Origin of the sequence: Rhodococcus sp. NPDC047139 (genome assembly GCF_040643435.1) — a bacterium.
Taxonomy (GTDB): domain Bacteria; phylum Actinomycetota; class Actinomycetes; order Mycobacteriales; family Mycobacteriaceae; genus Rhodococcus.
In genome coordinates this window covers 72,091-98,176 of the sequence record NZ_JBEYUH010000005.1, presented here as the reverse complement: position 1 = coordinate 98,176, position 26,086 = coordinate 72,091, and the positions used below count along the sequence as shown (strand labels likewise).

The following is a 26,086-nucleotide window of genomic DNA, read 5'->3' as shown; positions in this document are numbered from 1 at the left end:
AGTGGAATTGAAGTCCGGGTCACATGTCCAGGCCGCCGTTGACGCCCCACACCTGTCCGGTGATGTACGAGGAGGCATCGGCTGCCAGGAAGTGGACGACCCGGGCGATCTCCTGAGGGTCGGCGAGTCGCTTCACGGGGATGCTGTCGGTGATCCGCCCCAGTACCTTGTCGGGGATGGACTCGACCATCTCGGTAGCGACGAAGCCGGGAGTGACCGTGTTGACGGTGACACCGATGCCATTCGGATCCTGCTTGTCGCCCTTGGCGAGGTAGAAGGCGGCTTCCTTGGCAAGCGTCTTGGTCAGGCCGAAGAGGCCGGCCTTGGAGGCGGCGTAGTTGGCCTGACCGATGTTGCCGGTCTCGCCGATCACCGAGGAAACGTTGACGATGCGTCCCGTCCCCCGCTCGAGCATGTGTCGCAAGGCGGCCTGCGCCAGGTAGAACGCACCCGACAGGTTCACGCCGATGACGCTGTTCCAGTCCTCGTCCTGCATCTTCAGGACCGTGCGGTCCATGGTGATGCCGGCATTGTTGACGAGGATGTCGAGGCGACCGTGTGCTTCGATGACCTCGTCGATCGTGCGACGGCAGTCTTCGGGGTTCGCGACATCGCCGCGGTGGACAGAGTAACGAACATCCTTGCGGCCGTTCTCGTTCAAGTCTGCGAGAAACTGGTCTGCCTGCGCCGTGTTGCGGCCGTATCCGGCCGCGACCGTTGCGCCCTGGCTTGCAAGGCTGCGGCTGATGGCCGCGCCGATCCCACGTGTTCCGCCGGTGACGAAGGCGACTCGTCCGCGGAGCTTGTTTCCGCCTGCGCCGATCTGCGAAGTGGGTTCGACAGTGCTGGTCATTCTCATCTCCTCGCTGTGCGGGAGGGTGACGGGCCGACGGAATCGCCGGTCTCGATTAATCCCTGCCCCCTGATTTCCGGTGAAGGAACACGTTTCGGATACCCCCTGATCCGAACCCGTGCCCTGTGGCGAGCTCTTCCGGCTCGCAATTCCCTGCGATGACAATGATGCAACAGCTGGATCGTGTTGTCACCGGGAGCATTACGTACCTAATCCTGCGGGTGATTTGTCCAGTAGTCGGTTAAAGTGTTGTATACCAATCGATTTCGAGCGGTAAGCATCGTTACCGGTCGGTACGAACATGCTGAATGTCCGTAGCGCAGGTGGCCGGAATCGATACGCCCGGCCGGCGATGTCGATTTGACACAAGGTACTACCGGAAGGTCAGTTGCCTGCATCGGAATGCGGATCGAGTATCGCCATTGATCCAAGCGGTTTCGAAATATGTTTGCAGGAACAATATTTCGTCGCAGTCCATGATCGGTCGGCATCCTGCGGGGTCGGATGAGTCGGGATGCACTCCGTGCCATCGCGTGGTCTACGCGGTTGTCGCCGTGCTACTCCCCAGTAGGTCACGCACGACGTGCGACGGTGATGTGATTCTGGCCACCCCGAGCACGGACTGTGCCCGAAGCCGGTTCCGAGCGCGGATGAGAGGGTGGCTACGTGAGCAGCACTCGCATCGTCAGCACGACCGTGGCCGGGGGGCTTTGACCGGCCTGGACCCGCACGACCTCGCCGGCGACGTCGCCGTCGTCATCGAGTGGTTCGACGCGGCGCCCGCAGTGGTGGCCGGTCACGCCTTCGGTCACTATGTGGCGCGCGTGCCGGCCGCCGATCGGCCCGAACTTGTATCTTCGCCGAGGGGCACGACGCGACGGCGTGGCTCGACGGATGGTGGCCGGAGGCGATCGTGGCGCAGCGTGCCGCGATGAGAGCCACGGACAAGGAATCGTGGTGGACGGTGTCACCGTCCCCTCTGCTCGACGTGCAGGCAGACGAGGACGTATTCCGGCCCGCGCACACGCGCGGTGAGCTCGTCGACGAGTTCGGCAGCGCACAGGTCTCGACGGCGCTCCGCATCGGCCACCCTCGCCCGAGCTGCTCATTTCCCGAAACGTAGACGCCGGCTTCCCGGATCGCTTCGAGGACATCGAGGACGGGCCCCACCGGAAGTTCCGGTGGGGCCCGTCCCGAGTGCGTCGTTACGCGAGCGTGCGTGCCATGCCACGTTCGACGGCCGCGATGATCTGCGGTCGTAGCTCGGCTGCCGGCACGATCGCATCGACCGAACCGACCCGCTGTGCACGCTGGATGTTGTGGATCGCCTCGAACTCGGCTGCCACCTCACCGAGCTTCTCCGATCGGACCGCGGTACGCAGCGCGGTGAGCTCGACACCCAGACGCGCCTTGTCGCCGTCCTCCGCGGCCCGCAACTGGGCCTCGAGTTCCACGACCCGCGGATCGCTCGCGGTGCGCTTGTTGACGTCGCGGGTGAAGACCACCGCTGCTGCGGGAGCACCACCGAGAACCGAAGCGAACGACCCCTCGACCGCGAGAACCTCCATGTTCTCGTTGAGTGCGCCGGAGAACACCACGAAGGCACCACCGTGGTAACGGGACACCACGACGAACACGATCGGTCCGTCGAAGTTGACGATGGCCCGGCCGATCTCGGCGCCGTATTCGAGCTGGAGATTGCGCAGCGACTCGGGGGAGCCGTCGAAGCCCGACAGGTTGGCGAGCACTACGAGCGGACGGTTGCCACTCGCTGCGTTGATCGCCCGCGCCGTCTTCTTCGACGACTTGGGGAACAGCGTGCCCGACGTCCACTGGTCCGGTCCGTCGGCAGGGAACCAGCCCTTACGGGGGATCGCGCGGGACTCGATGCCGATGACCGTCACCGGGTTTCCACCCAGATGCGCGTCGAAGACGACCGAGGTGTCGGCGTCGGCCATGTCGGCCCAGCGCTCGAGCACCGCGTGGTCCTGGTCGACCACGGAGCGCATCACCGTGCGGATGTCGAACGGCTTCTTGCGATCCGGGTTGGTCTCGGACGAGAAGATGTCACCCACCGTCGTGAAGTCGCTGGACGGATGCACGTGCGGGTATACGCACACGTTCCGATCCACCGGGTCGGCGGATTCTGCCTTGCGGGGGAACCGTTCGCCTGGTGCGACATAGGCGTGAGCGTAGTGCGCGAACAGCGTCTCGATTGCTGCGCTGAGGTTGGGCGCCCAGTACTGCGCCTGGCCGTTGGGGCCCATGACGCGGTCGTACCCGCCGATGCCGAAATTGTCTTCCGCGGACACACCGCCGGAGTAGTCGAGCGACTGCTTGCCCGTGAGCACCATGGCGCTGTCGGGGGTCATCACCAGGATGCCCTTGGTGTGCATGAGCATCGTCGCCTCGGCGTTCCAGTAGGGCTGGGCGCCGACGTTGATGCCGGTGACCACCACGTTGATCTCGCCGCCGTTCTGCGTGAACGTGATGATGCGGCGGAGCCCGCGCGACACCCAGTCCATGTTCTCGGTACCCGAGTCCATCGAGATCGTCGCGCCCGACGAGAGTGCGAACCACTCGACGGGTGCGCCCAGGGTCTCCGCGAGGTCGATCGCAGCGACCACACGGGAGCATTCCGCCTCCGCGACGGTGCCCAGGGCTTTCGTGGGATCACCGAACAGCGCGACCCGCTTCATGCCCTCGGGGTAGCGCGGGGTCGGGGTGTCGACGACACCGACGATCACGCCCGCGGTGTTGCGGCCGTACGGCCGGTCGACCGGCACGAGGGTGCCTTGTTCGTCGAAGTCGTACTCGACGAAGGTTCCCTCGCCACCGGTGAGCAACGGGATCAGTTCGTACGGGTAGACGGTCCCGCGGGCACGCGATCGCTGTACCTTCTGGGTGTACTCGTCGAGCGGCTGCAGCGGCTCCTTCGGCGGTTCGGTGACCCGCACGATGACTCCGGCACCGGAACGGTACGAGAAGCGCAGGGCCACTTCACGTGCCGGCGCATCCTGATCCTGACGCCACGAGCCGATGACGGTGATCTCCTCGAGGCCCGCCCCCACGGTCAGAGGTGCGGCATTGCGGCCGATGCGGCGCAGGTCCTCCATGTCGAGATCCACGACGGGCCACACGTACAGCACCACGCGGTTCGCGTCGAGACGTCGCCCACCCCGGTTCGCCTGGGCACGGCGCATGCCGTCGAGTGAACTGGCGAGGGCACGCTCGAATGCAGGCAATCCGACGATCTTTCCGGAGTCGTCGCGCTGCGGTGTCAGGTCGCGTACCTCGGCGAGTGCGATGAATCGTTCGTCGGACGGATTGTCCTGCGACACCAAGTGATACAGGTAGGTGTCGGGGTTGGCGGGCAGGCGGGTGCCGTCGAAGTTCTTCAGACGCCACAGATCCAGGCGTTGTCCCGTGAGCGGGTGGATGTCGCGGATGTTGGCCTCTTCCGCGTACCCGTTCTCGTAGGAGCGGAAGGTGAACACGTGCTCCTCGGCCATGTCGGTATGGCAGACGGTCACGGTCACGCGCCGGGCCGTTGCGGTCACCACCCGGTCTGCGAGCATCTCGCGAAGGGCATCGGCCTGCGCATCGGTATCGGCGGGAGCGTCGTCCCAGGCGAGGTACAGGTCGATCACCAGATTCGACGTGTCCGGAATCGATGCTGCGGCCTCCGCGACGGCGTCGAGCAGGGAGGCGAACTCGGCGTGCGGCGCTCCCGCCGAGATCAGGTACAGGCGGGCGTCGCGCAGGTCGAACCTGCCGGTGACGAACTCGTGTCCGCCGACAGTGCACGAACGGACGTCCTCGAGAGTGCGGATCTTGTAGGCGCGTCGTGTGATGACCTCGAGCAGTGGGCCCGGAACGGTCTCGGGACGCGTGATCTGCTGCGCGAGAAGGTCGATCAGCGGTTCCGGAGTGGCGACCAGCCTATCGATGCGCGTCGCGTAGTCCGGTGCCTGCGGGTGCTCGGCGAGGTACGCGAGCGAGCCGCGGACCCCGTCGTAGGCCTGCTCGCGGGCCTTGCGGATGACCGGTTCCTCGAAGTAGCGGTACCGGAGATTGCGTGCGGTGTCGCCGATGACGGGGAAGCGGACCTGGGTCGCGACGATCAGCCGGTCGAGGACCTCGTTGAGCTCGTGCGAGATCCCCACCTCGGTGTCGTCGCGCTCGACCCAGCGGTCCAGCAGCGAGGTGACCACGGGAACGTGGGCCTCGATGCGCTCGAGCGCGAGGAACAAGCGGTACACCGCTTCCTCGAGTTCCGGGGTGCGATCGAGTTCGAGAACGTCGTAGTGCCGCAATGCGCGAGCGAGACGAGCACGGAAGCTGTCGGGCAGACCGCCGACCTCCACGTCGAGCGACTGCAGATAGCCGTGGAAGAACTCGCGGGGACTGTGCACCCGGTCGTCGCTGTTCTTCTCCTCCTCGGTGGGGCGATTGCGCGACAGTTCGCACACGTCGGCGAAGGTCGTGAGCAGCGCGAGCTCGGTACGGACGAGCGCGCAGGAGTCGACGGCGCCGGAAAGGCGCTCGTACTCGGCGAGCAGGGCGGCGGTGCGCTTGGCGGATACGTCGTAACCGGTGACCAGGGCGGCCAGTGAATCGAGCCGGGCGAGGGCGTCGGCGGCGACGTCGTCGCTGAGCGAGGGTGCCGGCGCTGCGAACTCCACACGCTCGACGGTCTCGGTGACCACCTCTTCGGCGATCTGATCGACCCGCAGGAGCGGGGCGCCTGCATCGACCTGAGCGTTGACGACGGCGAGGATCTCGCGCACCTTGCCGGCGAAGGGCGCCCGCACCGCGGTCTCCATCTTCATCGACTCGAGCACGACGAGTGTCTGTCCGGCCTCGACCTCGTCACCGATGGCGACGGGCACCGCGACGACCACCGCCGGGGCGGGCGTGCGCACCACACCTGCCTCGTCCTGGCTGATCTGGTGGCTGATGCCGTCGACCTCGACGAGGAAGTGGGCGGGCCCGGCGATCGACACTACGTTGTGGCGGCGACCGTCCAGGGTCAGACGCGACTCGTAGTCGCTGAGCCGCTCGACTTCGATGTCGAACTCGGCGGTGCCGGTGTCGACCCGGTAACGGTGCGGACCGACCTGGCCGACGACCAGCTCGTACGACTGGCCTTGGTAGCTCAGTTCGATCTTGCGTCCGACGGCGTGCCCGGCGCGGGGGCGACCACCACGGGCGGAGGCGAGGAAGGCGGCGCGTTCGTGGGCCTCGTCGGTGTCGTAGACGTCGACCGCCGTCGCGATGAGGGCGATGTCGGCGACCTTGGACGGCCCTGTCTCGGTGCCGGCGCCGGTGCGGTCGAGCCAGCCGGTGTCGGCGGACGCGTCGATCACCTCGGGCCGGTCGAGCAGGTCGAGCAGGAACGACTTGGTGGTGGTGCCACCGTCGAGGACGACGGTGGTCTCACGCAGGGCGGTCCGCAGACGGGCGAGTGCCTCGTCGCGGTCACGTCCCCACGCGATGATCTTGGCGACCATCGAGTCGTAGTCGGGCGGGATGACATCGCCCTGAGCGATTCCGGTGTCCACGCGCAGGCCGGACCCGAGAGGGAACTTCAGCAACTGCACGGTGCCGGGGGCGGGCGCGAAGCCGTTCGCAGCATCCTCGGCGTTCAGGCGTGCCTCGACGGCGTGACCGAACTCGCCGGGGCACTCGCCGGGCAGCTTCTCGCCGGAAGCGACGAGGATCTGCAACTTCACGAGGTCGATGCCGGTCGTGGCCTCGGTGATGGGGTGCTCTACCTGGAGTCGGGTGTTGACCTCGAGGAACGTGAAGATCTTCAGGTCCGGCTGGTAGAGATACTCGACCGTACCGGCGCCGGCATAGCCGGCCGCGCGGACTAGGTCCGCCGAGACCTTGCGCAGGTGGTCGGACTGCTCGGTGGTGAGCAGGGGAGACGCCGATTCTTCGATGACCTTCTGGTTCTTGCGCTGGATCGAGCAGTCGCGCACACCGGGGGCCCACACGTTGCCGTGCTTGTCGGCGATGATCTGGACCTCGACGTGGCGCGCGTCGGTGACGAGCCGCTCGATGAAGACGACGGGATCGCCGAACGAACGCTCGGCCTCGCCCTGGGTGCGCTCGAGAGCGAGCTCGAGCTCGTCCTCCGCATAGACCTTGCGGATGCCGCGGCCGCCGCCGCCGGAGCGGGCCTTGATGATCAGCGGGTAGCCGATCGCCTGTGCATGGCGGCGGGCATCGGCGCGGGACTCGACCGGTCCACCGGACCAGGGAGCGACGGGAACCCCCACCTTCTCGGCGAGGATCTTCGCTTCGACCTTGTCGCCGAGTAGCCGCATGGCATCTGCCGAGGGGCCGATGAAGGTGATCCCCAGGCGCGCGCAGAGCTCGGCGAAGGCGGGATCTTCGGCGACGAAGCCCCAGCCGACCCAGACGGCGTCTGCATTCGCCTCGAGGAGGGCGCGCTCGAGTTCCGTGTGATCGAGGTAGGGGGTCGCCGCCGTGGTCGACGGACGAAGGGTCACTCCTTCGTCGGCCTGACGGACGAACATCGCCCGCCGTTCGGCGTCGGTGTGCAGAGCGATCGTCCTGATGTCGTAGCCGTGCTCGGAGTTGAGCTCCCGGACTGCCCGGATGAGGCGGACGGCCGCCTCACCACGATTGACCACTGCGATCCGCTTGAACATACTCGTTGCCACCGTTCTCCATCGTTTGTGCGCGCATCGGGCGCGCGTCTCGAAGCTCCACCCCAATGAGGAGGAAAAACCTAGCCGGTTCTACGTCCCACGTCTCGTGCTGGCGGCGCGAGCGGGCACATCTGGCGGTCGGCTCCTCGTGGTTGGCATGGGCGTGCGTGTTCGTCGTCGGTCCGCGGGCAACGTCCGCGGTGTCCGCAGGACCGTTTCGAACAGGTCTTCGCAGCTACGGCCGTCGGTTGCGACGTCACGTCCCCCAGGGGCGAAGGCTCCGTTCGGTTAACAGCATGGACGAAACATGAGGGATTGTCACGTTTTGCTCCCGGGTATCGGGAAAGTGCGCCCCCGGCGACGCCTCATCTCTCGGTATCCCTCGGGTGCAGTCGATTTCGTGTGGCTGTGGACGTCCAGGCCGGGAGGTCCGGCCGGAGCTTCCGCGGGTACTGTGCAGTAACACCCATCGGTAACTTCTGTGACTGCGTGCGGGTCGAATCGGGTGACGCGTCATTCCTGCTGGTACACAGGGGTTTTCAAGAGTCCGGGATCGGGGTCGGTTTCGGAATCGGGCACAACGCCGCGGCGGCACCTGGAGCTGGTGTGACATCCGTCACGAAGCGCGAAAAGGTGAAGTTCTCAACCGAACCGGAAGGTGAAGTCGGCGGCCCGGTCGTCACCGTGAAAGAGGGTGATACTCCGGGTCGACCCCGGACATTCCTCCGACCCTCGCCGGATCTGGGAAAGTGGAGAGTGTACTGCGGACAAGCCGCGAGGAGGATCCGTGTCCGAATCCGATCGACCCCACCTCCAGGGCGACGACACGCCCGGTCACCACGGCCCGTCGACGGATCGGCGCGCGCGTATCGCCGGGCAGGTGCGCCGATGGTGCGAGAGCAGCAGCATCGAGGGCAGGCATGCGCCGCTCTCGGACGCGGCGGCCGTGGCTCTGGCTGCGGGCCGGCTCGACGAACCCACTCGTGTCGTGCTGGCGAACCGCCGACGCGCCGGGCGTCGACTGCCTGCGCTCGAAGGATTCGGTCAGCTACGCCTGCTCTCCGACGAGCACGATCGTCTCCGTGCTCGCATCGCCGGGCAGCGTCCCGGTGCCTCGCGACTCGCGGTCGAGTACCGGGCGAACGAACTGGCCAGGCGCCTCCGGGTGGCGCGGCAGACCGTCGTCCACTCGCCGCTGCACTATGCGCAGGGGGTCCGTGCCGTGCGCCGCGACCGGCGCGACGGGCTGCATCTCGAGATCGAACAACGCGAAGCCCTGTTCGCCGCCCTGCAGCGCACCCCCACGCCGCTGCCCGTTGTCCCCGTCGAGCAGGCGCGGGTCGCCTTGCTCGGTATCGCGGTCGACCGCGTGACCCGCTGGTCCGAACGCACTCCGCTCGCCGAGACGGGGCGCCGCGTAGCCGAGCGGCTCGCCCGTGAGCTGCCCGACGGCGACGACCACTTCGTCGACCGCTACGACACCCTCCTGTTCCTTGCCGGCTCCCTCTACGACCGCATCGAGGCGTCGGTGGCGTGGCGCTCGGCGTACTTCGAGGTTCAACGCGCTCAGCTCGATCTGCCCGAGGAGATCACCCAGATCGCGGTGGACGCCGTCGCGCTCCGCGACCTGCTCGACGACCTGCACACGGCGATCGGGACGACCCCGCAGGCGCGAGCAAGTCTCGAATCCCGTGTGGCCGCGCTCGAACCGGTGTGGGATCAGATACTCGCGCGTGTCACAGCGCTCGCGCGAATCGGAGATCTGCTCACGCGGGCGGAGGATCACGTACACCTCGCGCGTCTGGCGCAACGCACTGCGAACCTCGACCAGCGGATCGACGATCTGATCGGAAGGTCGGGCGCACGCGAATTGTCCGCGGAGAACACCGATTTCGTCGGTGACCAGCTCGGGGTTGCGGCCGAACCGATGGTCGCTCTGCGGAGCGCCTTGTGGACGGACATCGCGGAGCTCACCGCAAAGGAGTGACCCCGCCGGGGTTGTTATCCGTCACATCGATTCGAACGCGCTTCGGGTGGGATCTTCGAACTTCGAGCATGGGACCGGCGGCCCTGGTGCATTTGTCCGAAACGGTGGTAGCTTCCTCGCGTCCGGTCGGGGGTCGATCCACAGGGGGCGTGGTGGCGTCGCAATTCGTGCGAAGAAGCATTGTGCTGGCTTTCGCTGCAGTTCTCGGGGTGTCGGGGTGTGGGGGTGGGCCCACCGTTTCGGTGGTCGACGACCCGAGGCTCGAAGCCGAGTTCGAGTCGGTCCTCGTCTCCGGCGAGTCCCGCACTCTCGGGGAGATCGCGGCCGCCGCAGGAGTCGAGTCGTGGGATCGGATGTACTACTTCCGGGTGCCGGTACTGATGAGCGAGATCAACCGCATGATGCACACCCCGGGAGTGACCTGGCGAAACCTGCCGGGCGCCGAGGCCAAGGGGTTGATGGTGTTCGTCTCGCAGGGGGAGGTCGTACGCGCGGTCTCGGATCGGGAGCCTCCGCTGTACCTGAGCGGGTTCGCGACATCGGACTCGACCGTCGACGCGGATTCGGGTGCCGGTATTCCTCGTCTCGCTGTCGAGTCCATGGGACGCTGACCCGGCTGTCTCGTATGTCCGCCTTCGGGTAGTTTTCTCATGAAGCGAGTGACGAGTTCTCCCGAAGAGGTGCGGTTTGGCACGGGTAATCGCGACGATCAACCTGAAAGGTGGCGTCGGCAAGACGACGACGACGGCCGCGCTGGGCGAGTTCATGGCAGCGGAGTTCGGGCAGCGTGTGCTCCTGATCGATCTCGACCCGCAGACCAACCTCACCACGATGATGGTGGGCGAGGAGCGCTGGACGGAACTGAACGAGCTCGGTCTCACCCTCGCCACCCTGTTCCGGAAGGCGATCGAGCCCGATGCCGCCGAGTTCGACATCGAGAAGGCCGTCCAGCACGATGTTTCGCCTGTGCGTGCGGTCCGCGATCTGGATCTGCTCGCCTCGTCCCTGGACCTCATGGAGATCCAGGAAGGCCTGAGCCACCAGCAGTACGCCGACCCCGGTTCGCACCGTCCCGTCGAGGTGCTGCTCTCGGCAGTGCGGCCGATCATCGACCGATACGACTACGTGCTCGTCGACTGTCCGCCCAATCTCGGAATGCTCACTCTCAACGGGCTGCGCCTCGCCGACGGCTACCTGATCCCCACCATCCCCGACATCCTGTCGACCTACGGAATCCCGCCGCTGCAGAAGAAGATTCGAGAGTTCGCGCAGCGGACCGAACACCCGGTGCGCGAAATCGGCCTTGTCATCACGAAGTACCGCAGCGCGTCGAATCTGCACCGGAGCATCATCGAACAGCTTCAGCGCGACGATCGGATCGCGAATGTAGTCCCCGCCTGGGTGCCCGAAGCCAATCAGATAGCGGCGTCCGCAGAGTTCGTGCCCTACGGCACCCTGAAACGCAAGTACGGCAATTCGGGTCAGTACGACGCCCTGAGGATTCTCACCGAGACGATCATGATGAATGCGCAGGTGTACCTGTGACGAACCCCGACACCGCCGCGGGCATGGCACAGGCCCGCCTGCGAGTGAGCATCGGAGCCGCGAGTGCGGCCTTGCTCCGGCTCGACGAGGCCGCGCCCGGAACGGCAGACGCGCTCGTCGCCCTCGTCCAGGTCATCGCCGACGAGGCGGCACGCACCCCGCGTTTCGCGAAGGCGCTGTCCGCGGCACTGACCGCGGTCCCGCACACTGCGGAAACTGCGGTGCAATCCGTTCACGCCCCTGCCTCACGTCCTGCCGTGCCTCGGACGTCGACGCGCCGGACCCGGCGTGCACCCGCGGTGTTCGATCCGTTCGTGGTCTACCGCGAGGACGGAGAGGCGGCGCTGCGGGAAAAGCTGTCGGGTCTCGAGGTCGAGCAACTCAAGGACATCATCGCCGAGCACGCCATGGACTACGACCGACTTGCGATGCGCTGGCGCACCCCGTCCAAACTGCAGGACCGAATCGTCGAACGAGTGAAGGCATACACGACGAAGGGTGATGCTTTCCGGTGATCGGTCACAGTCCGTTCTTCTTTCGCTCCTAGCCACGTATGGTCGCTGCAGACCTCCGGCCTCGACGAGGCGGCGCAGGAGGTGGGCGCCTCGTGCTGCGTCCGCTCCATCGATCCATGCGTGCACGAAGAAGGAGTAGTCGACATGAGTGACACCGTTCGACGGGGAGTGACGGCGTTCGTCGCCGATGTACGGTCGCGGGGCGGTCACGCCGAGCCGATTCCGGGACAGCGGGACGTCCGGGTGTGCGGCGCGGACGGTTCCGAACGAGTCGTGCGTGTGTGCTCGACTGCGCGCGACTCGTGGCTCGCGAGACGCCGGGACGGAGTTCCCGGGGTCGACGGTGCGGGTGTGGCGTACTGGGTCTTCGTCGATCTCACGCCCCCGAGGCCGCAGTTCTACGTGGTGGATTCGGAGGAGGTCGAAGCGGGGATCGAGGAAGAAGTCGCTCTCTGGCTCGCCGACCGGCCTGGCCGGACGCCGACGGGTAGTCATCCGATTCAGCGCAGCAACGTTGTGCACGGTCATAATCGGTGGGACCTGCTCGGTCTCGCCGTGGTCAAGGATCCTGCGCACGATACGACGGTCGTGCCGCTGCCGACCACGCGTGTGAAACGCCCGGCTGCCCGCAAGGTCGTCGAATCCGACGGCGCCGACAGCCGACTCTCGGTAGTGACCGATATCGGAGGTTACCGCGTACAAGGGCGCGTCGATCCCGTGGTGGGAGCCCTCGAGATCACCCGAGGGCCGATGGAGGGGCGACGCTTCCCGGACGCCACGGCAGCGGCCCGGGCACTGGTCACCTTCTTCGACGACCACGAGACGGCCCCCGACGCCCAGACCTTCTGGCGCCACGAAGCTCTCGGGTGAGACCGACGTTTCCGGCGAAGCCTTTCCGGCGCACCCGGCTCCCGGTCAGGCGATGACGTAGCGCTCGTTCTCGCGAACCCAGAGCACGCCGTCGCCGGCTGTGGGGCCCTGTTCCTCGAGGGCCCGCTTGAGGATCTTGTTGGTGGCGGTGGACGGAAGATCCGCGGCGATCCGTACGTACTTCGGCCATGCCTTCGGTGAAAGATCTGCCTGCTCAGTGAGGAAGTGCTCGAATTCTTCTGGGGAGAGGGAGGTCTCGTCGCGAAGCACCATCGCGGCCATGACCTGATCACCCACATGCTCGTCGGGCACTCCGTACACGGCGACACGGCTCAGTTGCGGGAGCCGCTGCAGGATGCGTTCGATGGGAGCCGCTGCGAGGTTCTCCCCGTCCACACGCATCCAGTCGGCGGTGCGGCCGGCGAGATAGATCCAGCCCTCCGCGTCCTTGTAGGCGAGATCGCCCGACCAGAAGATACCGCCCCTCAGACACTCGTCGGTGGCGGCCTTGTCGTTGTAGTAGCCGGTGAAGAATCCGGCACCTTGCGTGTTCACGAGTTGGCCCACCGACTTGTCGGCGTTCACCAGGGCACCGGCTTCATCGAATTCCGCGTGTGCGCAAGGGGTTACGGTGTCGGGATCGTAGACGTCCACTCCCGGGAAACCTCGACCGATCGAGCCGGGTGGGGTGCCCTCGTCGCGGGTGATGATCACGGCGGCCTCGGTCGATCCGAATCCGTCCCAGACGGTGACATCGAAGCGTCGGCCGAACTCTTCGATGTCACGGTCTGTCGCTTCGTTGCCGAACGCCACCCGGAGCGGATTGTCGGAGTCGTCGCGGCGTTCGACGGTTGCGAGGATATATGCAAGGGGCTTACCGACATAGTTCATGTAGGTCGCGCGGTAGCGGCGCACGTCGTCGAGAAAGCGTGAGGCCGAGAACGTCGCCGGTGCCATCGCCGCGCCGCTGCACAGCGACACGCACCATCCCGCGAGGATCGCGTTCGAGTGGAACAGCGGCATCGAGAGGTAGACGACGTCGTCGCTCGTGATCGAAAACCGCGGAACGAGGGTGCTGCCGGAGAACAGCACCATCATGTGCGCGAGCATCACCGGCTTGGGGTCTCCGCTCGTGCCCGAGGTGAAGATCAGCATGAAGGGATCGGCCGGACCGGTCTCGCCGAACGGCTCGAGCGGGCCGGCGTCGTCGACGAGTGCCCGCCATCGGGGGCCGGTGACGTCGAAGACGGTGACTCCGCCGAGGTCGAGTCCTTCGAGCAAAGGGGCGTGCTCGGTGTCGGTCAGCAGGATCTGACAGTCTGCCCGCGTGATGTCGCGTGCCAGGCCCGCACCGCGACGGGTGCTGTTGATGCCGACGAGTGGAAAGCCTGCGAGTCCCGCGCCGGCGATTGCATGGAGGAAGTCGGGAGTGTTGCCGAGGAGTGCGCCCACATGAACCGGCCGGTCGCGATCCATCAGCGACAGCAGGGCCGATGCCTGTGCGGACGCTTCGGCCAAGTGTTCACGCCACGTCCAGATTCCGCTGTCGTGGACGATGGCGGTGGTGTCGTTCTCGAGCAGTTCGCGCAGTGCCTGCTGGACGGTGTCTGCCATGCATACCTCGATGTGTGAAGGGGTAGAGGCGGAGGCCGGGAACGGCGGGTTACATATCGACGAGATGTCTTGTCAGAAAATGGATCTGGTGTCGTACCGTTGTGTCGAACCACTTCTTCCCGGGCCAGACGTCGAAGTGGTCGCACGGATAGTGCCGTACCTCGGCGCGGGCGCGGAAGGCCGCTCGCGCAGCGGATTGCGGAGGCGCACTTCGATCGAAGTCCGCGATCTGCACGAGCACGGGGCATTCGATCGCGGACGCTTGCCGGGCCGGCCGGTAGATACCGAGCGACAGCACGATGTCGGCGTCGATCTCGTTGCGCCAGGTCGGTCCGGCGAGGGCGAGATAGTCCTCCTGATAGCCGTCCAGCGACAGGGCGGCCACCGTGCCCGGCGGTCCCACGATCGGGATGGTGGTGGACGAACGGCGCGTCGCGGATTCCACGCGGCTACGGATCCCGGCTGCTGTCGATCGCATGAGGACCGAAGGCGCGTGGCTTCGGGCTGCGAGTGCGCCCGCCGCGAGGCCGTCGACGAGTGGAGTCACCGATACGACGGCCGCGACCTCGGGTTCCTGCGCCGCAACCGCCAGGACGTGGCCGCCGGACAACGACACACCCCACAGCACGGCGCGGCGGGGATCCACGCCGTCGAGCCCACGCGCAGTCGCGAGCGCGGCGCGGTAGTCGGAGATCTGCCCGGCGAGGTCGACCCGCTGACGGGCGGTGCCTCCGGACTCACCGAAGCCGCGATAGTCGAAGGCGAGTACGTGCATGCCGGCCGCAGCGAGGCGCTCGGCGAACGGAGCGAGCCCGGAGTCCTTCGTTCCGCCCAGCCCGTGCGCCATGACCACGACGGGAGCTCGGCCGGCGTCGGTGAGAAGCTCGGAGCGGGGTGTGAAATGCCATGCGTGGACAGTTTCGTCATCCGAGCGGAATGTCAGGGGGCTCGGCGTCGTGACGCTCTCTCCTTCGACCCGTGTCATCGGGAGGTCTCCTTCGTCGCCTGGGCGGCGCGTGCGATTCCTGCAGGCAGCTCCTGCGTCCGGATGTCGAACTCGTACGCGAAATAGTCGAGTTGCTGCGTGTGCCGGGGACGGTCGAGCATGTGCCCGGTGTATCTGCGCTGATCCTCGACGATGACCCGGCGCATCTCGTCCTCGTGGGGCAACGCGTAGCGGCCGATCGCGTACGCCGCGATCAGTCGCGCCTGGCATTCGACGAACGGGAAGAGGGTGGGCGTGGCCTGGGCGAAACCGGCGAATGCGAGGTCCGGGATGCCCGGCGCGAAGATCCGCTTGTACAGCGCGATGTGGTTTTCGGGCGCGCTGATGAACTCCGGGTCGAAGAACGGAAAGGTGATGTTGTAGCCGGTCGCGTAGATGACGACGTCGAACTCGCCCTTCGTTCCGTCCACGAAGTGGACCGTGCGCTCGTCGAACCGCTCGATGTCGGGCTTCGGCACGATGTCGCCCGAGCCCAGGCGCAGCGGGAGCTCGACCGACTGCGTGGGGTGCGCTTCGAAGAACTTGTGGTTCGGAGTGGGCAGCCCGTATCGCTCGGGACGTCCCGACAACAGTGGCTGTCCCAGTTGCGCGACCTTCCGTTGCCACGACATCGGGATATAGGGAACGGTGCGGTAGAACTTGTCGGCCGGGCGTCCGGCGATGTACTTCGGGACGATCCACGCGCTCGAGCGCGTCGAGAGGGTCACCTCGGTCTGCAACGCCTTCGACGACAGTTCCACCGCGATGTCGGCGGCGCTGTTGCCGAGCCCGACCACGAGGATGCGTCTGCCCGCGAAATCGATCGGGGTGCGGGGGTCGATGTAGTGGTGGGAGTGAAGCCACTCGCCGGTGAAGACTCCGGGGAACTCGGGCACGCGTGGATCCCAGTGATGACCATTGGCGACGACGAGGAAGTCGAACTCGCGGGTGCTTCCGTCCTCGAGTTCGAGTTGCCAACCGCCCTCGGGACGGCGCCTCGCGTGCCGCACGCCGTTGCGGAACTCGATGCTCTCCCGCAGGCCGAAGGCGTCCGTGTAGCCGTCGAGGTACTCCTTGATCTGGGTGTGGTGGGGAAAGTCGGGGTAGGACTCCGGCATCGGGTAGTCCTTGAACGACAGCTGGTGTTTGGAGGTGTCGATATGCAACGAACGATATGCGCTGCTGTGGCCGTTGGGATTGCCGAAGGCCCAGTTCCCTCCCACACGGTCGGAACTTTCGAAGCACGTATAGGGCACCCCGTAGTCGCACAGCATCTTCCCGGCAGTCAGCCCGCTGATACCGGCGCCGATGACCGCGGTGGCAGGTGCCGACATGCTTTCCCTTCGACGGTGTGGCGCCGGCGCGATCCGAAGACCCGCCGACAGTGATGACGGTCACAATGTAGAACACGTTCACTTTTGTGTACACGTGCCGTTCCGGGGACGGGTCGTGTCCGGGCGGCAGGTGTGAAGCGGCTGCGAAATCGGTCCGCGAACCCGGTGCGCGGGGGAGACGAAGCGCCTACTCTGGGTGCACCTGCATGCATTTGGGTGTGGTCTTCGTGTGCCGCACTGCACGTCGATCCGTCCGCGCCGCACCGTTGCCGTTGCACGGCAACCCGAGGAGGCCAGATGAACGCGGTTGTCGCTCCCGTCAAGCCCACACGGCCGTATCCGCCGCGAAAGCTGTCCAAGGGTGCCTTCCTCTACGACACCATCACCACGACGGACCCGAAGAAGCTCGGACTGATGTACATCTTCACATCGTTCGCGTTCTTCCTGTTCGGTGGTCTGCTCGCCTTGCTGATGCGCGCGGAGCTCGCGCTTCCGGGCCTGCAGTTCCTGTCGAACGAGCAGTACAACCAGCTGTTCACCAACCACGGCGGCATCATGCTGCTGATGTACGCGACCCCGGTCGTCTTCGGCTTCGCGAACTACATCCTGCCGCTGCAGATCGGTGCTCCTGACGTCGCCTTCCCGCGCCTGAACGCCTTCAGCTACTGGCTGTTCCTGTTCGGTGCGCTCACCGTGGCGTTCGCCTTCATCACGCCCGGCGGTGCCGCCGACTTCGGGTGGACGTCCTACATGCCTCTCGCCGACGTGACCCACTCACCCGGAATCGGCGGCAATCTGTGGTTCCTCGGTCTGGTCGTCATGGGCCTGGGCACCATCCTCGGTGGCGTCAACATGATCACCACCGTGGTCTGCTTGCGCGCACCGGGCATGACCATGTTCCGGATGCCGATCTTCACGTGGAACATCTTCATCACGATGATCCTCATACTCCTCGTCTTTCCCCTGCTCGCCGCGGCGTTCATGGGAGCCTTCGTCGATCGCGTCCTCAACGGGCACGTCTACGATCCCGCGACCGGCGGTGTGATCCTCTACCAGCATCTGTTCTGGTTCTTCGGGCACCCCGAGGTGTACGTCATCGCGCTGCCGTTCTTCGGCATCGTCTCGGAGATCTTCCCGGTCTTCTCCCGTAAGCCGATCTTCGGTTACAGCGGCCTCGTGTACGCGACCATCGCCATCGCCGCGCTGTCCATCGCGGTGTGGGCACACCACATGTACGCCACCGGCGCCGTGCTGCTGCCGTACTTCGCCTTCCTGACCTTCCTCATCGCTGTCCCGACCGGTGTGAAGTTCTTCAACTGGATCGGCACGATGTGGAAAGGTCAGATCACCTTCGAGACGCCGATGCTGTTCGCTGTCGGTTTCGTCGTCACCTTCCTCTTCGGTGGCCTGTCGGGCGTCATCCTCGCGAGCCCGCCGCTGGACTTCCATCTGCACGACTCGTACTTCGTGGTGGCGCACTTCCATTACGTGCTCTTCGGCACGATCGTGTTCGCGACCTACGCCGGCATCTACTTCTGGTTCCCCAAGATGACCGGCAGGATGATGGACGAGCGGCTCGGCCGCTGGCACTTCTGGCTGACCTTCATCGGCTTCCACACCACCTTCCTGGTGCAGCACTGGCTCGGTAACGAGGGCATGCCGCGTCGCTACGCCGACTACCTACCCTCCGACGGGTTCACCACCTTGAACACGATCTCCACGGTCGGTGCCTTCATCGTGGGCGCGTCGACGCTGCCGTTCCTGTGGAACGTCTTCAAGAGCTACCGCTACGGCCAGGTCGTGACGGTGGACGACCCGTGGGGTTACGGCAACTCGCTCGAGTGGGCCACCACCTGCCCGCCTCCGCGGCACAACTTCTACGAACTGCCGCGGATCCGTTCGGAGCGTCCGGCCTTCGAGCTGCACTATCCGCACATGGTCGAGAAGATGCGTGCCGAGGCGCACGTCGGCCCGGGCAGCGACAAGCACGCGGTCAATGTGCTCGAGGGTGCCGATCGCACTCCGGGTGATCGTCCCCGTGAGTGAGCGGAGGATCTGAGCACGCACCGGAAGAGCCCGCCACAGGGACGGAGTCGAGCGGATATGACCGGAGACCGATCGGATGAGGAACTACCCGCCGATCTCGATGTCCTGATCGTCGGCGCGGGCATCTCCGGTATCGGAACGGCTTACCACCTGAAGACCAAACGACCGGCGACGACCTTCGCAATCGTCGAGGCTCGCGACGCCCTCGGTGGCACCTGGGATCTGTTCCGCTACCCCGGGGTCCGCTCCGACTCCGATCTGCACACCCTCGGGTACGAGTTCAAGCCCTGGAGGAAGAAGCACGCGTATGCCGGCGGCAGCGAGATCCTCGGTTATCTTCACGAGGCGGTCGACGAACACGGGCTCCGCCGGTATCTGCATTTCGGGCACCGTGTGGTTCGTGCGTCCTTCTCCTCCGGCACCGGCAAGTGGACCGTCGTCCTCGAGCGCACGAGCGACGACGCCACATTCGCCGTGACCTGCAAGTTCTTCTTCTCCGCGACCGGCTACTACGACTACGACGAGGGCTACACCCCGGCGTTCGAGGGCAGCGACGACTTCCGTGGCAGGATCGTCCATCCCCAGCACTGGCCCGACGATCTCGACTGTGCCGGCAAGCGGGTCGTGGTCATCGGCAGCGGTGCCACCGCGGTGACGCTCGTGCCCGCGCTCGCGGAAGAGGCTGGGCACGTGACGATGCTGCAGCGCTCGCCGTCCCACGTTCTGGCTTGGCCGAAGGAGAACAAGGTCGCGAATGTGCTCAGACGCGCACTGCCGACACGGATGGCCGACCGCGCAGTCCGGTCCCTGAGCATCCGTCTGCTGCACGAGATGTACCGGACGAGCCGACGGGCACCGAACACCTTCCGACGTATCCTGCGCCGCAGGATGACGAGGGTGCTGCCCGACGACTATCCCGTCGACGTGCACTTCAACCCGTCGTACGATCCGTGGGATCAACGCCTGTGCGTCGCCCCCGACGCCGACCTGTTCGAGGCCATCGCGGACGGTTCCGCCTCGGTGGTCACCGACCGGATCGTCCGGTTCACTCCGGCGGGGATAGCCCTCGAATCCGGGCGCGAACTCGCCGCCGACGTCATCGTCACCGCGACAGGCCTGAAGATGGTGCCCTTCGGGCGGATCGCGCTCGATGTCGACGGAGTTCCCGTCGACCTGCACGAATGCATCACCTTCAATGCCACCATGCTCACCGGCGTCCCCAACTATGCGTTCGCGTTCGGATACACCAACTCGTCGTGGACCCTCAAAGTCGACCTCACCGGCCATTACCTGTGCCGGTTGCTCGATTACACGGACAGTCACGGTTACGACGTGGTGACCCCGGTCCGCGACGACCGGGTAGTCGGTGGAGGGCCGTTCTGGAATCTCACATCGAACTATCTCCGGCGATCCGCCGATGCGTTTCCCACGTCCGGTGCAGACGGGCCGTGGTCGATGGAGCAGAACTACTATCTCGACCGCAAACGGCTACTCCGCGACCCGATCGACCATCCGGCGCTGCAGTTCACGCATGTGGGGCAGCCTGTGGGTTCATCGACTCGAGGAGATCGTCGGGAACTCCCACCACGAGAGCCCGAGCAGCACCCGACACTGCCGCAAGGTCGCTGACACCGAGCACCGCCAGCGAGGCCGTCGCCAGCGCTTCCGGCAGTCCTGCATCGATGTCGCCGTTGTCGGCACGCATTCCGATGACCGACTCGACGATCCGGAACGGTAGGTGTGTGCGGGGATCACCGTCGCCGACGATCTCCGCCGCGAGGAGCCGGTATCGCTCCATCAATTGCAGGCGCTCGTGCCGAAATCGATCGAACGGTGCGGTCCGAACCTCCGGGAGATGGTAGAGGGCGCCGAGATTCCATCTCCCCGCGGATAATTGGGCCGTGTCGAACCAGGCGAGCGCGCACAGGCGCACGTCGGCGGGCAACGCGTCGTCGAGCTTCTCGTCGAAGTCGAGCGTCGGTTCGACGGTGTCCTCGAGCAGTGCGACGAGGATGTCGTTCTTTGTGGCGAAGTGGTTGTACAGCGATGCCTGGCGGATCCCCACAGCCTCGGCGATCGACCGTGTCGATGTGGGGGAGAATCCACGGGTGGTGAACAACTCCGCTGCGGCATCGAGGATTTCGGCACGTGCTGTCGAGCCCGGGCGGCGCGGCGCGTGGAGGCGGGGTCGTCCTGGTCCTGCATGGGTCACCTCCCCACTGTGACACGACGAAAGGCCCTGCAGCACGCCACTGTTCGAGTAGTGAAAACTTCGTCACACGGATGAAACATGCGTCACCGACTCGTTACGTGGTGGACATTCGCCGAAGATGCGCGCACGGAAAACTGTCGATCGACAGTTTCCCCGGACCGCCGATCGGAGCACCATGACCGAGACCATCGCGACCGCCACCACGCACGCTGCTCGCGCCCATGCCCGAGCGCAGGCAGGCACCGTCACGGACGCCATGCCGATCGTTCCCGCGTCGTCGTGGCCGGCCCCGCCGAGCGGTCGTGCGGCGTCCATGACCTGGGCCGAGACCGTCCCGGGCGGCCGCTACACCAGCAAGGTCCTCGCACGCGGCACCCGCCTGCGTCTACGGGATGTCGACGGCGCCGCCTGCGCCCACCTACTGCTGTTCCGTGCCGACGCGCCGCACGAGCGACTCAACGTCGCCGACACCGTGAAGGTGCCGTGGCAGGCCTATCTCGGTCTCGGGCATCCCTTGCTGTCCGACCAGGGCCGGGTCCTCGCAACGATCGTCGCCGACACGTCGGGCCGGCACGACGCGCTGTGCGGCACCACGCACCTCGCCGGAAACACCGAGAAATACGGTGCAGGCGAGCTTCATTCGGCATCGCCCGCCGGACGTGAACTCTTCACCGTCGCCGCCGCCAAGCACGACCTGCAGCCCCGCGACCTGCCGCCCTCCCTGTCCTTCTTCCACGGTGTGCAGGTGGCGGACGACGGAAGTCTCGTCAGTACCGGCAATGCCGGACCCGGCACGGTGGTCGACCTGTTGATCCATCTGCCGGTCATCGCACTGATCGCCAACACCGCACACCCTCTCGACCCGAATCCCGAGTTCACCACGGGCAGCCTCGAAGTCCTCGCATGGCGAGCACCCGGCGAGCTGAACTCGCTGCCGAACACCGATCCCGAGTACCAGCGCGCCGTACTGAACACCGATGACGCCTGGGCCGCAGCAACGTCCGAAACGGAGACCCGCCGATGACTCTCACCGCAGACACCGCAGAACTCGCCCTCGTTCCCGGCCGGGTCGTCCTCGACGAGATCGTCGGACTCCGAGGCCCGTGGTCGGCTGTCGTCGCCGCCGGTGACGTCCTCACGATCGTCGACCTGCACGGCAACCAGGCGGTCGACACCCTCATCTACGATGCACACGACCGCACCCGCCGATACAGTGCCGCCACTACCGTTGCGGCCCAACGGAATCTGTTCCTCACCACCGGTTCGGTCCTGCGCGACGCCGACGGTGCGCCCCTGATGACGCTCGTCGCCGACGAGGTTGGCAACCACGACACTGTCGGAGGTGCCTGCTCACAGGAATCGAACACCCTCCGCTACGGGCACCACACCAAGCACCAGCACGCGTGTGTCGAGAACTTCCTCATCGAGGGTGCGAAATGGGGACTCGGCAAACGAGATCTCGTCTCCAACATCAACTTCTTCATGAATGTGCCGGTGGAAGCGGACGGCACCCTCGGTATCGTCGACGGACTGTCCGCGCCCGGAAAGCGACTCGCGATCCGCGCAGAACGCGACGTGCTCGTCCTCGTCTCGAATTGTCCCCAGATCAACAACCCGTGCAACGGTTTCGATCCCACGCCTGTGCGGATGATCGTCACCCGCGGGGAGTGAGGAAGCCATGACCGTCAAGATCGGCGTCGAACGTCCGGGGATGCTCACCACCATCCAGGATTACCCAGGTCGCACCGGATACTGGCAGATCGGTGTGCCGCCTTCCGGGCCGATGGACGACCTGTCCTTCCGTCTCGGCAATGTCGCACTCGGCAACGACGAGGGCGCTCCGGGCCTCGAAACCACGATGGCCGGTCCGGCTCTGCGGTTCACGGAGGAGACCGAGGTGTGCGTGACGGGCGCACCCGTCACCGTGCGCGTCGACGGACGTGTCGTTCCGCAGTGGCGGCCCGTCACCGTCCCGGCCGGTGGCCTGCTCGACGTCGGCGTCGTCTCCGGTCCCGGTCTGCGTGTCTACATTCTGGTCCGGGGCGGGCTCGATGTCCCCGAGTTCCTCGGCAGCGCATCCACCTTCACCCTCGGAACGTTCGGCGGTCACGAAGGTCGCACGTTGCGCGAAGGTGATTTCCTCGTCGTGGGTGAGGATATCCGGGGAGAAAGCGCACCCGTCCCGTCCGAGCACGTACCGGCGCTCGTGACGCGATGGGAGATCGCGGTGACCGAAGGCCCGCACGGTGCCCCCGAGTTCTTCACCCGCAGTGACATCGACACTCTCTACGCCACCGACTACGAGGTGCACTTCAACTCCGACCGCACCGGCGTCCGGCTGATCGGACCCAAGCCCGAATGGGCGCGGACGGACGGTGGGGAAGCGGGTCTTCATCCGTCGAACATCCATGACAACGCGTACTCGGTCGGGGCGCTCGACTTCACCGGCGACACCCCGATCCTGCTCGGGCCCGACGGCCCCAGCCTGGGCGGCTTCGTGTGCCCGGTGACCGTCGTGAGCGCCGACCGCTGGAAACTCGGTCAGCTCGCACCCGGCAACACCGTTCGATTCGTGCCGGTCCGGTCGCAGCGCAGCGCCTCCCGTCGTGAACTCGGTGTCGGCCGTCGTGCCGGGCTCTCGCTCGTCGCCTCGGCCGGCGGCGACGGCGACGACGGAGTCCTCGCTCGCCGCGACGGGCACACCGCCGTCACCTACCGGCGCAGCGGTGACGACAACGTGCTCGTCGAGTACGGGGACATGACGCTCGACCTGTCACTGCGGGCCCGTGTGCACGCGCTGCACCAGCGCCTCGAGGCGGATCGCCCCGCGGGTCTGCTCGAACTGACTCCGGGCATACGATCCCTGCAGATCAAGGTGGATCCGGACATCCTGCCGGTGCGTGCCCTGCTCGGTCTGCTCGCAGAGGTCGAGGACACGATCGGCGACAGCGACGAACTCGAGGTACCCAGTCGGCAGGTGCGATTGCCGCTGTCCTGGGACGACCCCGCGACCCGCGAGGCCATTCAGCGCTACATGCACGGCGTACGCGCCGACGCCCCGTGGTGCCCGTGGAACATCGAGTTCATCCGCCGCATGAACGGCCTCGACACCGTCGCCGACGTGTTCGACACCGTCTTCGCCGCCGACTACATGGTGCTCGGCCTCGGCGACGTCTACCTCGGCGCGCCGGTCGCGACACCCCTCGATCCGCGGCACCGACTGGTCACCACCAAGTACAACCCCGCCCGGACGTGGACGCCCGAGAACGCCGTCGGCATCGGCGGTGCGTACCTGTGCATCTACGGGATGGAAGGCCCCGGCGGCTACCAATTCGTCGGCCGCACCACGCAGGTGTGGAACCACCGGCACCCGCAGTCCGCCGGCCCCTTCGAGGACGGAACTCCCTGGCTGCTCCGGTTCTTCGACCGCATCTCCTGGTATCCCGTCGAGCCCGACGAACTTCTCGACCTGCGTGCCGACCTCGCGGCCGGGCGAGGTGGGGGAGTCGAGATCACCGACGGCACCTTCTCGCTGGCCGACCACCGTCGCTTCCTTGCCGACAACGCGGCATCGATCGCCGACTTCCAGGCGATGCAATCCGTGGCCTTCGGACAGGAGCGGGCACGTTGGAAAGCGAGCGGCGCATGACGGTCGCCGGACGGATCCGCACGGTGGGAACCCGGTTCGAGCGGACCCTGCTGGCGCGGCCGGGCGTCGAGCCGGACACCACCACCCGGGTCACCTGGTTGCAGGGCGAGCAGTTGTACTGCGATCTGAGGCAGCCTGCACAGTTGCAGACGGTCGCGGCGCCGACGCTTGCCCGGATGGGTATCGACGACCTCGTGACCCTCGCAGGCCAGGACGGATTCGCCGGCCGCTTGCTCGACCGGGGAGAATACGTCGAGTGGGAACGAGCGGTCACCCTGCATCCGCTCGGGCCGACGCCCGATGCCGGCAGGCTGGCAATCCTCGACGCCGGCACGCTCGTCGAACACGGTGTGTTCGAGGACTACACGGAACACTGGCACATCGCCGAAGTCTCACCCCACGTCGACGAGTACCTGCTCGAAGACGTCGACACCGGTGCGACGGCGGTGCTCGTACGTGTCGGAGACACCTTCGCGTTCGCACGTGGCCGTGACCGCGTGATCGGGACCGAGCCGCTGATCGAACAGATACGTGGTGCCGCAACACTTGCCGACGCACAGGCGCTGATGGATTGTGAGATCGCGGTCGGCCGGGTGCACGACGGCCGGTGGAGCATCACCGCATCGACCCTTCCGTACCGCGTCGGAGACGCCCTCGATCCGAGCTTCGGCGACGAAACCCACACGCGTGACAGGGCATTCGACGGAACGGCCGTCACGAGACGGTGGCGTTCGGTCGACCCGACTTTCAGGAGCAGATCATGACGTTCACGAGTATCCCGGTCATCGACGTACACGCACTGGTTTCAGGAGACGGGGACCGTCGGGGCGTAGTCGTCGCAGAACTGGGGCGGGCCGCACGTGAGGTCGGTTTCGCGCAGATCATCGGGCACGGTATAGATTCCACCCTCGCCGACGGCCTGAAGGCTGCCGCCGAACGATTCTTCGCGTTACCCGAAGAAGCCAAAATGTCGGTCTACATAGGTAACTCCTCGAATCACCGGGGCTACGTACCGGCAGGTGAGGAAGTATTCGCCGGTGCCACACCGGATCACAAGGAAGCCTTCGACCTGTCGATCGATCTTCCTGCCGACCATCCCGAATACCTCGCAGGCAATCCGTTGCTCGGGCCCAACCAGTGGCCCGACCTGCCGGACTTCGAGAAGCCCGTCGGCGCATACTACGAGGCCGTATTCGGGTTGGGGCGCGTGCTTCTGCGAGCCTTCGCAGAAACGCTCGGTGAACCCGCAGATCTGTTCGATCGTTACGTCACCACGCCTCCGGCCCAACTGCGCATGATCCACTATCCGTACGATCCGGAGGCCGCCGACCGGCCCGGCATCGGCGCTCACACCGACTACGAGGTGTTCACGTTGCTCCTGCCGACCGCGCCGGGGCTCGAAGTGGTCAATGCAGACGGCGACTGGATCGACGTCCCCTACCGCGACGATGCATTCATTCTGAATATTGGTGACCTGCTGGAGATTTGGACCAACGGTGTGTTTACAGCGACGTCACATCGGGTGCGTAAGGTTGCTCAGGAGCGTTACTCGTTCCCGCTGTTCTTCAACGTCGACTACAACACCCGGGTCGAGCCGCTGGAGAGGTTCGTCGACGGCGACGGACCGCGATACGGCGGAGTGACGGCCGGCGAGCATCTGTTCGCGCAGACCGCCCAGAGCTTCACCTACCTCCGCAACCGTCTCGCCGCAGGCGAGATCACGCTTCCCGACAACGCACGCCCCCTCTACTCGCTCGGACGCGAAGCCCAACGCAGCGCTCCTGCCGTCTGAC

The 26,086-nt window shown here is 66.0% G+C and carries 20 protein-coding genes; 13 read left to right on the top strand and 7 right to left on the bottom strand.

What is annotated here, in order from left to right; translation table 11 throughout:
• Window positions 1-19: 19 nt before the first annotated feature.
• Both ABZ789_RS07865 and ABZ789_RS07860 read right to left on the bottom strand, forming a co-directional pair.
• Complete coding sequence (locus ABZ789_RS07865; protein ID WP_358421460.1) at window positions 20-853, bottom strand: 3-oxoacyl-ACP reductase family protein; 834 nt, start codon at window positions 851-853, stop codon at window positions 20-22.
• 662 nt (window positions 854-1,515) lie between these two features.
• Complete coding sequence (locus ABZ789_RS07860) at window positions 1,516-1,653, bottom strand: hypothetical protein (RefSeq protein WP_358421457.1); 138 nt, start codon at window positions 1,651-1,653, stop codon at window positions 1,516-1,518.
• A 131-nt stretch (window positions 1,654-1,784) separates the two neighbouring features.
• Between ABZ789_RS07860 and ABZ789_RS07855 the strand changes: the two genes are divergently transcribed.
• Window positions 1,785-1,976 (top strand): hypothetical protein, encoded by a 192-nt coding sequence (locus ABZ789_RS07855; RefSeq protein ID WP_358421454.1) that lies wholly within the window; start codon window positions 1,785-1,787, stop codon window positions 1,974-1,976.
• Window positions 1,977-2,058: 82 nt separating this feature from the next.
• Here the strand turns inward: ABZ789_RS07855 and ABZ789_RS07850 are convergent, their stop codons facing one another.
• Entirely contained in the window at window positions 2,059-7,536 is a 5,478-nt protein-coding gene (locus ABZ789_RS07850) for a carboxyl transferase domain-containing protein (protein WP_358422122.1), read from the bottom strand.
• A gap of 787 nt (window positions 7,537-8,323) precedes the next feature.
• Here ABZ789_RS07850 and ABZ789_RS07845 point away from each other — a divergent pair.
• The 5 genes from ABZ789_RS07845 to ABZ789_RS07825 all read left to right on the top strand — a co-directional run bounded on the left by ABZ789_RS07845 (window position 8,324) and on the right by ABZ789_RS07825 (window position 12,453).
• A complete protein-coding gene (locus tag ABZ789_RS07845) occupies window positions 8,324-9,523 on the top strand; it encodes a hypothetical protein (protein WP_358421451.1) in 1,200 nt (399 codons plus the stop codon).
• 167 nt (window positions 9,524-9,690) lie between these two features.
• Window positions 9,691-10,134: a hypothetical protein gene (locus ABZ789_RS07840; RefSeq protein ID WP_358421448.1), complete on the top strand. Its 444-nt coding sequence runs from the start codon at window positions 9,691-9,693 to the stop codon at window positions 10,132-10,134.
• A 76-nt stretch (window positions 10,135-10,210) separates the two neighbouring features.
• On the top strand, window positions 10,211-11,068 hold the full coding sequence (locus tag ABZ789_RS07835) for an AAA family ATPase (RefSeq protein WP_358421445.1): 858 nt from the start codon (window positions 10,211-10,213) through the stop codon (window positions 11,066-11,068).
• Window positions 11,065-11,583 (top strand): hypothetical protein, encoded by a 519-nt coding sequence (locus tag ABZ789_RS07830; RefSeq protein ID WP_358421442.1) that lies wholly within the window; start codon window positions 11,065-11,067, stop codon window positions 11,581-11,583. Before ABZ789_RS07835 ends, ABZ789_RS07830 begins: the two co-directional genes overlap by 4 nt.
• Before the next feature lie 144 nt (window positions 11,584-11,727).
• Entirely contained in the window at window positions 11,728-12,453 is a 726-nt protein-coding gene (locus ABZ789_RS07825; RefSeq protein WP_358421439.1) for a hypothetical protein, read from the top strand.
• Window positions 12,454-12,498: 45 nt separating this feature from the next.
• Here ABZ789_RS07825 and fadD1 read toward each other — a convergent pair whose 3' ends face one another.
• The 3 genes from fadD1 to ABZ789_RS07810 are packed head-to-tail and all read right to left on the bottom strand — an operon-like array spanning window position 12,499 to window position 16,386.
• Window positions 12,499-14,067: a fatty-acid--CoA ligase FadD1 gene (fadD1, locus tag ABZ789_RS07820; protein ID WP_358421436.1), complete on the bottom strand. Its 1,569-nt coding sequence runs from the start codon at window positions 14,065-14,067 to the stop codon at window positions 12,499-12,501.
• A 49-nt stretch (window positions 14,068-14,116) separates the two neighbouring features.
• Entirely contained in the window at window positions 14,117-15,052 is a 936-nt protein-coding gene (locus tag ABZ789_RS07815) for an alpha/beta fold hydrolase (protein WP_358421433.1), read from the bottom strand.
• Complete coding sequence (locus ABZ789_RS07810) at window positions 15,049-16,386, bottom strand: NAD(P)-binding domain-containing protein (RefSeq protein WP_358421430.1); 1,338 nt, start codon at window positions 16,384-16,386, stop codon at window positions 15,049-15,051. Before ABZ789_RS07810 ends, ABZ789_RS07815 begins: the two co-directional genes overlap by 4 nt.
• Before the next feature lie 297 nt (window positions 16,387-16,683).
• Between ABZ789_RS07810 and ctaD the strand changes: the two genes are divergently transcribed.
• Both ctaD and ABZ789_RS07800 read left to right on the top strand, forming a co-directional pair.
• Complete coding sequence (gene ctaD, locus ABZ789_RS07805) at window positions 16,684-18,432, top strand: cytochrome c oxidase subunit I (protein WP_358421427.1); 1,749 nt, start codon at window positions 16,684-16,686, stop codon at window positions 18,430-18,432.
• A gap of 57 nt (window positions 18,433-18,489) precedes the next feature.
• Window positions 18,490-20,061 (top strand): NAD(P)/FAD-dependent oxidoreductase, encoded by a 1,572-nt coding sequence (locus ABZ789_RS07800; RefSeq protein WP_358421424.1) that lies wholly within the window; start codon window positions 18,490-18,492, stop codon window positions 20,059-20,061.
• Here the strand turns inward: ABZ789_RS07800 and ABZ789_RS07795 are convergent.
• Complete coding sequence (locus tag ABZ789_RS07795) at window positions 19,958-20,644, bottom strand: TetR/AcrR family transcriptional regulator (protein ID WP_358421421.1); 687 nt, start codon at window positions 20,642-20,644, stop codon at window positions 19,958-19,960. The genes ABZ789_RS07800 and ABZ789_RS07795 overlap by 104 nt on opposite strands.
• Window positions 20,645-20,819: 175 nt before the next feature.
• Here ABZ789_RS07795 and ABZ789_RS07790 point away from each other — a divergent pair, with 175 nt between their 5' ends.
• Genes ABZ789_RS07790 through ABZ789_RS07770 form a run of 5 tightly spaced genes read left to right on the top strand, consistent with a single transcriptional unit; the run spans window position 20,820 to window position 26,085 of the window.
• Complete coding sequence (locus ABZ789_RS07790; RefSeq protein ID WP_358421418.1) at window positions 20,820-21,668, top strand: urea amidolyase associated protein UAAP1; 849 nt, start codon at window positions 20,820-20,822, stop codon at window positions 21,666-21,668.
• Window positions 21,665-22,315, top strand: a complete 651-nt coding sequence (locus ABZ789_RS07785; RefSeq protein ID WP_358421415.1) for an urea amidolyase associated protein UAAP2 — start codon at window positions 21,665-21,667, stop codon at window positions 22,313-22,315. The genes ABZ789_RS07790 and ABZ789_RS07785 overlap by 4 nt, the downstream gene beginning before the upstream one ends.
• Window positions 22,316-22,322: 7 nt before the next feature.
• Window positions 22,323-24,293: a 5-oxoprolinase/urea amidolyase family protein gene (locus ABZ789_RS07780; RefSeq protein ID WP_358421412.1), complete on the top strand. Its 1,971-nt coding sequence runs from the start codon at window positions 22,323-22,325 to the stop codon at window positions 24,291-24,293.
• Complete coding sequence (locus ABZ789_RS07775; protein WP_358421409.1) at window positions 24,290-25,057, top strand: hypothetical protein; 768 nt, start codon at window positions 24,290-24,292, stop codon at window positions 25,055-25,057. Before ABZ789_RS07780 ends, ABZ789_RS07775 begins: the two co-directional genes overlap by 4 nt.
• The gene (locus ABZ789_RS07770) at window positions 25,054-26,085 is read left to right on the top strand and encodes a 2-oxoglutarate and iron-dependent oxygenase domain-containing protein (protein ID WP_358421406.1); all 1,032 of its coding nucleotides are present in this window, start codon (window positions 25,054-25,056) and stop codon (window positions 26,083-26,085) included. Before ABZ789_RS07775 ends, ABZ789_RS07770 begins: the two co-directional genes overlap by 4 nt.
• The last annotated feature ends 1 nt before the right edge of the window (window position 26,086 follow it).